Origin of the sequence: Candidatus Allofournierella merdavium (genome assembly GCF_944382735.1) — a bacterium.
GTDB lineage: Bacteria > Bacillota > Clostridia > Oscillospirales > Ruminococcaceae > Allofournierella_A > Allofournierella_A merdavium.
This window is the reverse complement of record NZ_CALWND010000001.1, coordinates 175,036-188,001: the sequence shown is the minus strand read 5'-3', so window position 1 is coordinate 188,001 and position 12,966 is coordinate 175,036. Positions and strand designations below refer to the sequence as shown.

Below are 12,966 nucleotides of genomic sequence, written 5' to 3'. Positions count from 1 at the left end.
ATCGGAACTTTGGCGAAGGCCCCCACACAGATCTGTGGGGGCCTTTTGCGCAAAAGGGAGGGAGCGTGCATTGAAGGTGCGTTTTGGCATCATAGGCAGCAATTTTATCGTGGACTGGTTCCGCGCGGCAGCGGCCCTGTGCCCCGACTGCGAACTGGCGGCGGTGTATTCCCGCACGCAGGAGCGTGCGCAGAAACTGGCGCGGGAGTGGGGCGTGCCCCACGCCCATCACACACTGGAGAGCCTGGCCGCCGACGACACGGTGGACGCGGTGTACATCGCCAGCCCCAACGTCTGCCACGCCGACCAGGCCATCCGCATGATGCGCGCGGGCAAACATGTGCTCTGTGAAAAACCCATGGCCATCGACGCCGGCCAGCTGGCCCGGATGGAACAGGCCGCGCGGGAGAACGGCGTGGTGCTGCTGGAGGCCATGCGCAGCGCCCACGGCCCCATGGTGCCGGCTCTGCGCCGCGTCATGGAAAGGATCGGGCCCATCCGCACGGCGAGCTTCTCCTATTGCCAGTATTCCTCCCGGTATGACAAATGGAAGGCGGGCGTGGTGGAGAACGCCTTTGACCCGGCCATGGGCGGCGGTGCCCTCACCGACCTGGGGGTATACTGCGTGCACATGATGCTCATGCTGCTGGGCAAGCCCCGCTCCCTGACCGCCCACGCCTCGTTTTTGCCCGGTTCCATTGACGTGATGGGCGATCTTGCGGCCCGCTATCCCGGCTTTAGCGCCGGCCTTGTTTACAGCAAGATCCACGAGAGCCACTGTCCCTGTGAGGTGGCCGGCGAGCAGGGCACCCTTCAGTTCGGCCCGGTGGGCGCGCCCTGCTGGGCCCGCTGGAAGAAGCGGGGAGAGGAATGGCAAACGATAGAACTTGCCATTTACAAGGAAGACATGTATTATGAAATAGAAGATTTCATTGCTATGGTGCGGGGCGAACTGGACCCGGCCCCCTGGCGTGAATGGTCCCTGGCCGCGGCGCAGGTTCTGGATGCCGCCCGGCGGCAGACGGGGATCGATTACCGGCCGCACACCCCGCAGCCGGAAGAAACGAGGGATTTTGTATGATCGCATCGGAACGCAGCTTGTACATCCTGCGGGCGATCCATGAGCGAGGCGTGATCAATCTCAAGGAGGTGGCGGTGGAACTGGGCACTTCGGAGGCCACCATCCGCCGCGACCTGGAAAAACTGGAGCGGGCGGGCAAACTCACCCGGGTGCAGGGCGGCGCCACCAGCAACGGGGGCGGCGAGGAGACCGCGGACATGGGCGAGTTGGCCATGCGCAGTAAAATGCAGATCAACCATGCCGAAAAACTGGCCGTGGCCGCCGAGGCGGCCAAAAATGTGCAGGACGGCGACACCGTCTTTCTGGACTGCGGCACCTCCATCGCGCCACTGGGCGCCATCCTGCTGCGGCGCAAGGTGCGCATCGTCACATACAGCACCCTGCTGCTGAGCCAGGTGAAGATGCCCAAAGCCGAGCTGGTGATGCTGGGCGGGGTGTACGACCCCCATCACAGCATTTTCACCGGCACCATGGCCGAGCAGATGCTGCGCAGCTTTCGCTTCGAGCACGCCTTCATCGGGTGCTATGGGGTGTCGCTGGCCGAGGGCAAGTGCTACGACCTGGATATGGCCAGCACCAACATCAAGCTGATCGGCGCGGAAAACGCCGTGCACCGCTATCTGCTGCTGGACGACTCCAAGCTGGAAAAGCGGGGCTTTTACGGCTTCGCGGACCTCACCGCCTTCGATCACGTCTACTGCACCCGCCCGGCGGTGCCGGCGGAACTTCCGGAGAATTTTGTGCTCGTTCAAAAATGAACAAAAATGTTCAGTTTTGAAAAAACAAGTATTGAAAATGCAAACCGCTTGCGCTATAATGTGTATGAAAACACAGCGCGGCGGTTTGCATTTTTTTGCATCCGCGCGCAGGGCACAAACCTTATCACGGTGTGCCGCGGCCGGAACGGCGGCTTTCCGCCCGGGTGGTGGGGAAAGGAAGGAATCATGAAAACGCAGGACCCCAAAAAGCGCGCGATCCTTGAGAGCTTCAAAAACGGCCTGATCGTCTCCTGTCAGGTCCAGTGGGACGACCCCATCTACACCGACGACATGGTGGTGAAGATGGCCGAGGCGGCCCGCTGGGCGGGCGCGGTGGGCATCCGCGCCAACTCGCCGGAGCAGATCCGCGCCATCAAGGCGGCGGTGGACCTGCCCATGATCGGCCTGTACAAGATCTGGCACGACGACACCGACGTGTTCATCACCCCCACCCTGGAGGCGGCCCGGCAGGTGTGGGAGGTCGGCGCCGAGATCATCGCGCTGGACTGCACCGACCAGATCACCCACGAAGGCCGCCCCGCCTGGGAGCTGCTGCCGGTGGTGAAGAAGGAGATCCCCGAGGCGATCCTCTTCGCGGACGTCTCCAACTACAACGAGGCCAAGCGCGCCGTGGAACTGGGGGCGGACATCGTGGGCCCCACCCTTTACGGCTACACCAAGGAGACCGCCTCCATCGAGTATCCGGACCTGCGGGAGTTCGCCCGGATGTGCCGGGACATGGGCGACGAGGCCTACTTCGTGATGGAGGGGCATATCTACACGCCCGAGGACGCCATCAAATGCCTCTACCTGGGGGCGCACACCGTGGTGGTGGGCAGCGCCATCACCCGCCCGCACCTCACTGCCAAGCGCTTTGTGGACCTGATGAGCGGCTACCAGAGCAACTGGCGTGACGCGGAAAAGAGCAAGCACAACAAAAAGTGAGCACATACAAGCAAAAGAGGGGACCGATATGGCAAAATTCAATGTGGACGGCATTCAAAATGTGGAAGTCAGCAAAAAGCTGCCTCCCCAGATGTCTCCCAGCGAGCAGCTGGCGCTCATGCAGCGGTACACCGACACCCATCGGGCCTGTGAGGGTCTGAGCAAGGAGGAGCGGGAGGTGCGCTGCCTGCGGGTGTTGTATCCCGCGCTGCTGCGCCGGATGGAGCCGGGCGATCTGTTCCTGGGCCGGCTGGACTTTTTGCCCATCGGCTTCGGCTGCGTGACCTCCCTGGGCGGCGTGGGCCACTACTGCGTGTTCGGCAAGCTGAAAGCCATGCGGGAGATCCTGCCCACCGAAGCGGAAAAGCAGCAGCTGGACGGGCTGTATCAGTACTGGCTGGACCACGACTGCAAGACCATCTACTGCAACGAGGTGCTGATCGACGATGTGATCGGCCGCTTCATCGACTGTGAAACGCCGCTCATCGCCACGGCGCGGCTGTCCGGCATGATGCTGGACTACGAGGCCCTGCTCAGCGGCGGGGTGGACGGCCTGCGCTCGCGCGTCGACCAGGGCGCGGCGGCCAACGGCGAAAACGAGTTCTACAAGGCGTCCCGGCAGGCGCTGGACCTGTTCTGCACCTGCGCGGAGCATCTGCGCGGCGAGGCGCTGGAGACGGCCAAAACCGCCGACGGCCCCCGCGCCGCCCAGCTGAAGGCCATGGCCGGCGTGCTGGCGAACATCCAGCACGGCGCGCCGAAAACCTTCCCGGAGGCGCTGCAGCTGTTCTGGCTGTACGCGCTGATGGCGGGGGTCATCAACTACGGCCGCCTGGACGACCTGCTGGGGCCCTACCTTGCGGCGGACCTGGAAGCGGGCCGCCTCACCGAGGACGAGGCCTACGAGTACGTCAAGTGCCTGTGGCGGATGATCGAAAACCGCCGCACCACTGTCAACGGGCGGATCATCGTGGGCGGCTACGGCCGCAAGCACCCCCGCGAGGCGGACGTGTTCCTGCGGCTTGCCATGCGGGCGGCCACCGAACTGCGCTATGTGGAGCCCCAGTTCACCCTGCGGGTCACAAAGGATATGCCGGAGGAGATCTGGGACGCCGCCCTGGAGGCGCTGGGCCGCGGGGCCACCTATCCCACCCTGTACAACGACGACGTGAACGTGCCCGCGGTGGCCTACGCCATGCGGGTGGACGAGAAGACGGCGGAGCAGTATGTGCCCTTCGGCTGCGGCGAGTACGTCATCGCCGGCCAGAGCACCGGCACCCCCAACACCTGCATCAACCTGCTCAAGCTGCTGGAGATCGCCCTCAACGGGGGCATCGACCCCATGGACGGCAAGGACAAGAGCGACGGCGTGGCGCTGGCCCCGGCGGGCGAACTGCATACCTTTGAGGACTTGTGGGCGCAGTACACCCGCCTGCTGGATCACTACCTGGACCTCTCCGTCCACGCCCAGGTCCATTCCTACGAGGTCATGCGCCGCCAGGTGAGTTTTCTGTTCACCAGCCTGCTGATGGACGACTGCATCGCCCGGGGCAAGGCCGTGCTGGACGGCGGCGTGCGCTATCTGGGCGGCACCAACGAGACCTACGGCAACATCAACACCTCCGACGCACTGTGGGCCATCAAGGACCTGGTCTACGACCGCAAGAAGTACACCCTGCCGCAGCTGGTGGCCGCCGCCAACGCGGACTTTGCCGGCGCGGAGGACATCCGCACCGCCCTGTGGAAGTGCGACAAGTACGGCAACGACCTGGACACCGCCGACGGCATGGCCGACCGGCTGTATCAGTTCGTGGCAAACGGCGTGCGGGACCGGGGCATCGCCGCCGGGATGCAGTATTACCTCATCGTCATCAGCAACAACCAGCTGAACACCGAGTGGGGCCGGCGCACCGCCGCCTCGCTGGACGGGCGGCACGCGGGCCAGTACATGAACCCGGCCAACAACCCCCAGGGCGGCGCCAACACCCACGGCCCCACCGCCATGCTCAACTCGCTGGCCAAGTTCGACGCCCGGCTGCACGGCGCGTCGGTGCAGAACATCAAGTTCGCCACCCCCTTCTTCCGGGAGAACCGGGAGAAGATCAAGGCCCTGTTCAAGACCTACTTTGCCCGGGGCGGCTGTCACCTGATGGTCACGGTCATCGACCACGGCGTGCTGGAGGACGCGGTGGCCCACCCGGAGCGCTACCCCGACCTGATCGTGCGGGTCAGCGGTTTCTCGGCGGTGTTCGTCAACCTGGAGCCGGACATCCAGCAGGAGCTGATGAGCCGGGTGATGTATGAATGAGGGGCTCGCCATGATAAACACTCTCCGGGTGATGGATGTGGAGCGGTTCGCCACCAAGGACGGCCCCGGCATCCGCACCACCGTATTTTTAAAGGGGTGCCCGCTCCACTGTCCCTGGTGCGCGAATCCCGAATCCCAGAGCGCGTCGACCCAGCTTTTGTGGTTTGAGGCCAAATGCACCGCCTGCGGCGCCTGTGTGGCGGCCTGCGGGCAGGGCGCCCGCACCGGCGGGCCGGGGCAGAAGCCCTTGCTGGACCGGGCGAAGTGCCTGCGGTGCGGCGCCTGCGTGGAGGCCTGTCCCTCGGGGGCGCTGCAGCTTTCCGGTGCCGACCGCACCCCTGCTTCCCTGCTGGAGGAGGTGCTGCGGGACGCCGATTACTACGCGGCCTCCGGCGGCGGCGTCACCGTCTCCGGCGGCGAGCCGCTGACCCAGCCGGAGGCGCTGGCGGAATTTTTGTCCCTGTGCAAGGAACACGGCCTGCACACCGCCGTCGAGACCTGCGGGGCCTTTGCGCCCGCCGCGCTGGAGCGGTGCGCGCCCTGGCTGGACCTGTTCCTCTTCGACGTCAAGAGCGCCGACGCCCGCCGCCTGGCTGAGGTGACCGGCGCCGACCTTGCGGCCGTCACCGCGAACCTTCGGCGCGCCGGGGCGCTGGGCCGGGAGGTGGTGGCCCGCGTGCCGGTGATTCCCGGCTTCAACCACGACGAGGCGAGCATGAGGGCGATCTTCGCCCTGGCCCGCGACTGCGGGGTGGGGCGGCTGGACCTGCTGCCCTATCACACGCTGGGCAAAAACAAGTACGCCGCGCTGGGCCGGGCCTATGCCCTGGGGGATACGCCCATGCTCACCAGGGCCGAGGTGCAGCCCTGGCAGCAGCTGGCTGCCTCCCTGGGGCTGGACGCCCGGGTGGGCGGCTGAAAAACAAAACAAAGGCCGCCGCATCGGTTTGCCGATGCGGCGGCCTCTTTTACTGGGAAACCACGGTCACGCCTTGCCCTCGCGCATGGCCTTCGCCTCGGCGGGGGTGCAGTTCAGCACCACAGGGGTGGAACGGTAGCCGATGCCCATGCGGTCGATGCCCATGTCGATGAGCTCCAGGAAATGCTCGCGGGTGCGGATGCAGCCGGAGCCCTTGATCTTGCAGCGGCCCTGGGCGGCGTCCATCATGGCCTGGATCACCTCGCAGGTGGCGCCCTCGTTCTTGCCGCCGGTGAAGAAGCCGGTGCTGGTCTTCACGAAGTCGGCTCCCGCGGCGATGGCCACCTCGGTGGCCTTCTTCACCTCGTCCAGGGTCAGCGCGTCGGTCTCGAAGATCACCTTCACCGCCGTGCCGTACTTGTGGCACACGTCGCACACCGCCTTGATGTCGGCCTCCACATCGGCCCATCTGCCGCTGCGGATCCAGCCGAAGTTGGCCACGATGTCCAGCTCAAAGATCTTGCCGGTCTTGCAGTACTCCTCCGCCTGCAGCACCTTGGAGGCGGTGGTGGAAAGGCCGAAGGGGAAGTCGCACACCACGCAGATTTTGGTGTCGGTGCCCTCGCACATCTCGATGGCGATGGGCAGGGAGGCCGGGTTGATGCAGACGGTGCGGCAGCCGAAGTCGATGCCCTCCTGGATGTACTTGCGGATGTCCTCCTGGGTGAATTCCGGCTTCAGAACGGACTGGTCGATGTAGGCGGCCAGCTCGGCCACGGTCATGTCGGCGGCTTTCTTTGCAGGTTTCATGTTCGCGTTCATGTGCGGGGTGGATTGGCCTTCCAGGGGCGGGGCCGCACATCTCCTTTCACTGGTTCCAGCATAGCACAAGTGCACTACATTGTCAATGTAAATATGTAGTTTTACTACAAATCTCTTGCGGCCCGCTGGCGGGCAGGGTATAATATAAGGCAGAAACAGCAGGGGAGGGCGCGTCATGCAGGAGAGCGTCGGCAGGATCAAAAAGAACTACGCGCAGCTGCGCGCCTCGGAGCGCAAGGTGGCGGACTGGGTGCTGCGTTTCCCGAACAGGGTGCCGGAGATGACCATGGCCCAGCTGGCCGCGGCAGCGGGGGTCAGTGAGCCCACCGTGGCCCGCTTCGCGGAGGCGGCGGGCTTTGCCGGCTTCAGCGCGTTGAAGCTGGCCCTGGCCCGGGATGCGTCGCACCTGAGGCCGGACCGGCTGCTGGACGTGCACGTTCAGCCGGGGGACCGGCTGGACACCGTGCCGGGCAAGATGGTGTCGCTGGCGCTCAAAGCGCTGGAGGACACCCGCCGCACGCTGGACACCCGCAGCTACGAAAAGGCGGTGCGGGCGTTGGCGGCGGCCCGCCTCATCGACATCTACGGCGTGGGCAACTCCGCCGCCGTGGCGCAGGACATGGTGGTCAAACTGCTGCGCATCGGCCTTGCCTGCCGCGCCTATCCGGACAGCCACCTCCAGCAGATCTGCGCCTCGGCCCTGGGGGCGGGGGACGTGGCGGTGGGCATCTCCCACTCCGGCGCCACGCGGGACACGGTGGACGCCCTGGCCATCGCCCGCGCCAGAGGCGCCGCCACCATCGCCATCACCAACTTCCGGGGGGCGGAGATTCTGCGCCACGCGGACATCGCCCTGCTCACCGGCGACGTGGAGACGGCCTTCTACACCGAGACCATGTTCTCCCGTATCTCCCAGCTGGTCATCGTGGACAGCCTGTATATGGGCGTCATGCTGCAGGACTTCGACCGCTTCTCCGACACGCTGGAGGGGGTCAACCGGATGGTCAGCCGCAAGGTCTACCGGGAGGAGGAGAACGCGCCGTGAACGATCTGACCCGGGACGCCCGGGACTTCAACACCCTGGCGGACTTTCTGGCCCGGCGGGACGTGCCCCGGCTGGACGCCGCCACGCTGCAACAGGCGCTGGGCGCTCCCCGGGCGGACATGGTGCTGCTGTTCGGCGGCAGCCTGCCCGAGGGCTGCCGGCTGGCCGGGCGGCTGTGGCAGCAGGGCCTCGCCCGGCGGGTGATGACCATCGGCGGGGTGGGGCACACCACCGCCGCCTTCCTGGAGCGGTTCGAGAGCGCGCTGCCCGCCGGCCACAGTGCCACCGAGGGGGAGTGCATGAAGGAATACCTGCAAAGCGCCTTTTCCATCCCCGACGCGGACGTGCTGGTGGAGCGCGCCTCCGCCAACTGCGGCGAGAACGTGCGCTTTGCCCTGCGCATTTTGCAGGAGAAAAACGCCCTGCCCGCCACGGCCATTGTGCTCCACGATTCCACCCTGCAGCGGCGGATCGGCGCCACGCTGGACCGCTGGTGGCCGAAAGACGCCACCCGCTTTGTCCACTTCGCCGCCTATCGGGCAAGGCTGGAAGCGGGGGAGAGCGGCCTGGCCTTTGCGCCCAACCGCATCTGGGGCCTGTGGCAGCCGGAGCACTACATGAGCCTTCTCCTCAGCGAGATCCCCCGCCTGCGGGATGACGAACAGGGCTACGGCCCCCGGGGCCGGGGCTTCATCGCCCATGTTGACCTGCCGGCGGAGGTGGAGGCCGCCTGGCAGCGGCTGTCGGCGCGCTACGCCCGCCTGCTGCGTCCCCAGCCGCCCCGCACACCCTGTTGACAAACCCGCCGGCAGGGTGTATACTGTGGTCAATGCATCAAATATTTTTGATATGAGGTGAGGGGATGGAGGATTACCGGCAGGAAGCCAAGGTCTTTCGCGCTTTGTGCGACGAGAAGCGGCTGGCCATCCTGGCGCAGCTGCGAGGCGGGGAAAAGTGCGCCTGTGTGCTGCAGGAGCCGCTGGACCTGACCCAGTCGGGGCTGTCTTATCACATGAAGATCCTCTGCGAATCCGGCCTTGTGCAGAGCCGGCAGGAGGGCAAATGGACCCACTACCGCCTGAGCGAAGCGGGGCGGCGGCGGGCGCTGGAGCTGCTGGAGCGGCTCACCGCGCCCGACGACGCCCCCCAAAGCGGCGGGTGTACCTGCAAAAAAACGCCGTCGGTGTGACGGCGCTTTTTTGCCGACGAAACATCAAAAATATTTGATGTAACAACAGGAAAGCAGGTGTTGATTTGAATTTGTGGCAGTGGTTCCAGCAGCAGGTGCTGGGGATGCAGTGGCTGAACGAGGTCGTCGGCGCGGGACTGGGCGCCCTGGGGGTGGACACGGCGGGCCGTGTGGGGGCGAGCGTGCAGTTCTTTTTGTACGACACCATCAAGATCACGGTGCTGCTGTGCGTGCTGATCTTCGGCATTTCTTATATCCAGAGTTATTTCCCGCCGGAGCGCTCCAAGCGCATCCTGGGGCGGTTCCGGGGCCTTTGGGCAACGTGGCGGCGGCGCTGCTGGGCACGGTGACGCCCTTCTGCTCCTGCTCGTCCATCCCGCTGTTCATGGGCTTTACCGGGGCGGGGCTGCCGGTGGGGGTCACCTTCTCCTTCCTCATCTCCTCGCCCATGGTGGGTCTGGGCAGCCTGGTGCTGCTGACCAGCGTTTTTGGCGCGCGGGTGGCGGTGCTCTATGTGGCGCTGGGACTGGTGGTGGCCGTGGCCGGCGGCGCCCTCATTCAAAAATTGGGCATGGAGCGGTATGTGGAGCCGTTCATCCTGGCGGCGGGCGGCGTGGACGTCTCGCTGCCGGACCTGACAGTGCGGGACCGGCTGGCCTACGCCCGCGCCCAGATGACCGACACGCTGAAAAAGGTGTTCCCCTACATCCTGCTGGGCGTGGGCGTGGGGGCGGTCATCCACAACTGGATCCCCTCCGGATGGGTGCAGACGCTGCTGGGTGGCCGCAATCCCTTCGGGGTGCTGCTGGCGGTGCTGGTGGGCGTGCCCATGTACGCCGACATCTTCGGCACCATCCCGGTGGCGGAGGCGCTGCTGGCAAAGGGCGCGCAGCTGGGCACGGTGCTGGCGTTCATGATGGCGGTCACCACCCTGTCGCTGCCCTCCCTCATCATGCTGCGCAAGGCGGTGCGCCCGCCGCTGCTGGCGCTGTTCGTGGCGGTCTGCGTGGCGGGCATCACGGTCGTGGGCTATCTGTTCAACGGCATCGGCGCATTTTTACTGTAAAAAAAGGAGGAACGGACGATGGGACTGTTTGGTAAGAAAAAGGAAGAAAAGGCAGCCTGCGGGTGCGGCTGCAGCGGCGGCTGTGCCGCACAGGACACCAGCCGCGGCATCTTCGTGCTGGGGGGCGGTTGCGCAAAGTGCAACGCGCTGGAGGCGTCGGTGCGCGCCGCGCTGGCGGAACTGGGCCGGCAAGACTCGGTGGGCCATGTGACGGATTTTGCCCAGATCGCGGCGCTGGGGGTAATGAGCATCCCGGCCCTGCTGGTGGACGGAAGGGTGCTGTGCAGCGGGCGGGTGCTGAGCAAGGACGAGGCGAAGGCGCTGCTGGCCGCGGAGAAAAAGGCATGAGCACAAAACCGAAGGTGGCCTTTGTCTGTGTGCACAACGCCTGCCGCAGCCAGATCGCCGAGGCGCTGGGCCGCCGCCTGGCGGCGGACGTGTTCGAGAGCTTTTCCGCCGGCACCCAGGCGAGGCCGCGCATCAACGCCGACGCGGTGCGGCTGATGAAGCAGCGGTACGGGATCGATATGGAGGCGACCCAGCGCAGCAAGACGCTGGAGGCGCTGCCGCCGGTGGACGTGGTGGTGACCATGGGCTGCAATGTGCAGTGCCCGGCGCTGCCCTGCGCTTTCCGGGAGGACTGGGGCCTGGAGGACCCCACCGGCCGGGGCGACGAAGCCTTTCACGCGGTGATCGACGCCATCGAGGCCCGCGTGCTGGACCTGCGCCGGCGGCTGCGCCAGGGGGAGATACAGCGATAAAAAGGACCGGCGCGTTCGGCCCGCGGCAGGCGGGTGAACGCGCCGGTTTTTTGTACAGCACAGCCCCCGGCCCGTGGGCCGGGGGCTGTGGGATAAACAGGGAAAAGAACACAGGCGCCGCAAAAGAACGCTCAGAGTTCGACCGTCCGTCCGCTTTCCAGCGAGGTGCGGATCGCCAGGATGACCGACAGCACATGCCGGATATCCTGCGGCGTGATGGAGGTGATGGGTGTACCCGCCTCCATGTGGCCGATGAAGTCCTCCAGTTCTCGCTGGTAGGCGTCGTAGGGGTCGATGTCCAGCAGTTCGGGAGCATCGCCGCCGTACAGCCAGGTCTCCCGCACGGCGGAGGCCACATCCTCCAGGTTCGCGCCGGCGCGCATCCGGTAGCTCACGGCCTTCGCGTCGCCCACCACGTTCAGTTCCATGGTGAAGGGGAACCCCTTGGGCATCTCAATGATCCCCTCGGCGGTGGCCTGCACGCCGTTTTCAAAGGTGAGGGAACTGGCCACATGGTTCCAGCAGCCCACATCGTTTTTTTGGCCCACGGCGTACACCTGTTTCACCTTGCCGAACAGAAAGCAAAGGTAATCCACATCGTGCAGATGCAGATCGAACAGGCCGCCGCCGCTGTTCTCGGGGCGGCGGTACCACTCGCTCCACTGGGGATGCACCGACAGGCGGCTGGCCCGGGCATACTTCACAGTACCCAGCTCACCGGCGTCGTACAGTTCCTTGGCCTTGACATACTCCGGCCAAAAGCGCACCGCCTGCCCCACGGCGAACTGCACCCCCGCCTCAAAGACGGTGGCCAGCATCCGGTCCAGCGACTCCATGGAGAGGGTCACCGGCTTTTCACAGATCACATGCTTTTTGTTCCGCGCGGCCAGCAGCACATACTGCTCGTGGAGAAAGGTGGGCAGGCAGATATCCACCACATCCACCGGGGCGCCGGCCAGCATGGCCTCGCCGTCGGCGTACCAGGGGCAGCCGGCCGCTTCGGCCAGGGCACGCCCGGCCGCCTCGCCCAGATCGCACACCGCGGTGACCTTGACGTTCTTCATTGCCTGATAGGCGGCCAGGTGGGTCTTGCCCATGAACCCGGCGCCTACGATCGCCACATTAACCAAGACGGATCCTCCTCTTCGTCGTTTGCTTTGCCCGCCCCGCAAAGAGCGGGAAGAATGCCCTTGCCGCCCGCCGGCGGCAAGGGCGGGAAAAACGCTGTTACAGCACGAACCCGTGGGCCTTCAGGTAGTCGGCGGAATCCCGCACGGCGGCGTTGATCTCGTCCAGATCCTTGGGTCCCGCCTGGGTGAACTCGATCTCCACGCTGAAGGGCGCGTTGTTGTGGGCGGCCTCCAGTTTGGCGAAGATGGTGGGAAAATCCACATACCCCTTGCCCAGGGCGGGGAAGTCCCAGGCGTTGCGGGCGCCCGCCTTGTCCTTCAGATGCAGGTAGGCGATGTCGCCCATGCAGGTGTCCACATCGTCGGCGGCATCCACATTCCCATAGAACACGCAGTTGGCGGTGTCGTAGTTGATCTTCACCCGGTCGCTGCCCACCAGGTCCACGATCTCCTTCATGATGGTGCCGGTGGCGTGCTCGCCGTGCAGTTCCAGCACCAGGGTCAGACCGTATTCCTCCAGCTTGGGCACAAGCCCCCGGATGTTTTGGGCCAGCAGTTCGTTGCCCGCTTTGGCATTGTCCGCCAGATGGGCCTCGCCGATGGAGGAGACGATGTAATCACACCCGAAGAAACGGGCCAGCCGCATATTCATCACAAAGTCCGGCAGGCGGGCGGCGTCCATCAGGTTGCAGTGGCCGCTCATGGCGAAGGGGATGAGATCCAGTTCCTTCAGCTTGTCCTGTACCGCGCACAGTGTGGCGAAACTCTGGTCGGGGAACACATGCTCCGTCCAGCCCTTTGTGGCCGTCAGTTCCACATAGTGAAAGCCCGCCGCGGCGATGCCCTCCAGCGCAGCGGCAATGGGGTAGCCGTGGTAGCAGTTGGAGTTGACCGCAATGATCCGTTTGTCCATGATCTGAACCGCCTTTCATCTGCATTTTG

The 12,966-nt window shown here is 65.4% G+C and carries 13 protein-coding genes and 1 pseudogene; 11 read left to right on the top strand and 3 right to left on the bottom strand.

The features are described from left to right. The first annotated feature begins 76 nt into the window (after nucleotides 1-76). From ACH2A7_RS00860 to ACH2A7_RS00840, 5 genes are all read left to right on the top strand, one after another. Nucleotides 77-1,081 (top strand): Gfo/Idh/MocA family protein, encoded by a 1,005-nt coding sequence (locus ACH2A7_RS00860; protein WP_394959312.1) that lies wholly within the window; start codon nucleotides 77-79, stop codon nucleotides 1,079-1,081. After that, nucleotides 1,078-1,839 (top strand): DeoR/GlpR family DNA-binding transcription regulator, encoded by a 762-nt coding sequence (locus ACH2A7_RS00855; protein WP_394959103.1) that lies wholly within the window; start codon nucleotides 1,078-1,080, stop codon nucleotides 1,837-1,839. The genes ACH2A7_RS00860 and ACH2A7_RS00855 overlap by 4 nt, the downstream gene beginning before the upstream one ends. 186 nt (nucleotides 1,840-2,025) lie before the next feature. Continuing rightward, nucleotides 2,026-2,784, top strand: coding sequence for an N-acetylmannosamine-6-phosphate 2-epimerase (locus tag ACH2A7_RS00850; protein WP_394959101.1), 759 nt, complete (start codon nucleotides 2,026-2,028; stop codon nucleotides 2,782-2,784). A 28-nt stretch (nucleotides 2,785-2,812) separates the two neighbouring features. Continuing rightward, nucleotides 2,813-5,092, top strand: coding sequence for a pyruvate formate lyase family protein (locus ACH2A7_RS00845; protein ID WP_394959099.1), 2,280 nt, complete (start codon nucleotides 2,813-2,815; stop codon nucleotides 5,090-5,092). 10 nt (nucleotides 5,093-5,102) lie between these two features. Beyond that, nucleotides 5,103-6,011 (top strand): glycyl-radical enzyme activating protein, encoded by a 909-nt coding sequence (locus tag ACH2A7_RS00840; protein WP_394959096.1) that lies wholly within the window; start codon nucleotides 5,103-5,105, stop codon nucleotides 6,009-6,011. 66 nt (nucleotides 6,012-6,077) lie between these two features. Here ACH2A7_RS00840 and deoC read toward each other — a convergent pair whose 3' ends face one another. Beyond that, a complete protein-coding gene (gene deoC / locus ACH2A7_RS00835; protein ID WP_394959094.1) occupies nucleotides 6,078-6,821 on the bottom strand; it encodes a deoxyribose-phosphate aldolase in 744 nt (247 codons plus the stop codon). A gap of 187 nt (nucleotides 6,822-7,008) precedes the next feature. On the opposite strand from deoC, the gene ACH2A7_RS00830 reads away from it, so the two are divergent. The 6 genes and pseudogenes from ACH2A7_RS00830 (at nucleotide 7,009) to ACH2A7_RS00805 (ending at nucleotide 10,894) form a co-directional block, all read left to right on the top strand. Continuing rightward, nucleotides 7,009-7,878 (top strand): MurR/RpiR family transcriptional regulator, encoded by an 870-nt coding sequence (locus ACH2A7_RS00830; protein WP_394959092.1) that lies wholly within the window; start codon nucleotides 7,009-7,011, stop codon nucleotides 7,876-7,878. Further along, the gene (locus ACH2A7_RS00825; protein WP_394959090.1) at nucleotides 7,875-8,675 is read left to right on the top strand and encodes a YdcF family protein; all 801 of its coding nucleotides are present in this window, start codon (nucleotides 7,875-7,877) and stop codon (nucleotides 8,673-8,675) included. Before ACH2A7_RS00830 ends, ACH2A7_RS00825 begins: the two co-directional genes overlap by 4 nt. Nucleotides 8,676-8,740: 65 nt before the next feature. Then, nucleotides 8,741-9,067 (top strand): ArsR/SmtB family transcription factor, encoded by a 327-nt coding sequence (locus tag ACH2A7_RS00820; RefSeq protein ID WP_394959088.1) that lies wholly within the window; start codon nucleotides 8,741-8,743, stop codon nucleotides 9,065-9,067. A gap of 104 nt (nucleotides 9,068-9,171) precedes the next feature. Next, nucleotides 9,172-10,133: pseudogene (locus ACH2A7_RS00815) on the top strand (permease). Nucleotides 10,134-10,151: 18 nt separating this feature from the next. Further along, entirely contained in the window at nucleotides 10,152-10,481 is a 330-nt protein-coding gene (locus tag ACH2A7_RS00810; protein ID WP_394959086.1) for a thioredoxin family protein, read from the top strand. Then, complete coding sequence (locus tag ACH2A7_RS00805) at nucleotides 10,478-10,894, top strand: arsenate reductase ArsC (RefSeq protein WP_394959084.1); 417 nt, start codon at nucleotides 10,478-10,480, stop codon at nucleotides 10,892-10,894. Before ACH2A7_RS00810 ends, ACH2A7_RS00805 begins: the two co-directional genes overlap by 4 nt. Nucleotides 10,895-11,025: 131 nt before the next feature. Here the strand turns inward: ACH2A7_RS00805 and ACH2A7_RS00800 are convergent, their stop codons facing one another. Further along, on the bottom strand, nucleotides 11,026-12,015 hold the full coding sequence (locus tag ACH2A7_RS00800) for a Gfo/Idh/MocA family protein (protein WP_394959310.1): 990 nt from the start codon (nucleotides 12,013-12,015) through the stop codon (nucleotides 11,026-11,028). Between the two features lie 106 nt (nucleotides 12,016-12,121). After that, entirely contained in the window at nucleotides 12,122-12,937 is an 816-nt protein-coding gene (locus tag ACH2A7_RS00795) for a sugar phosphate isomerase/epimerase family protein (protein ID WP_394959082.1), read from the bottom strand. Nucleotides 12,938-12,966: the final 29 nt, after the last annotated feature.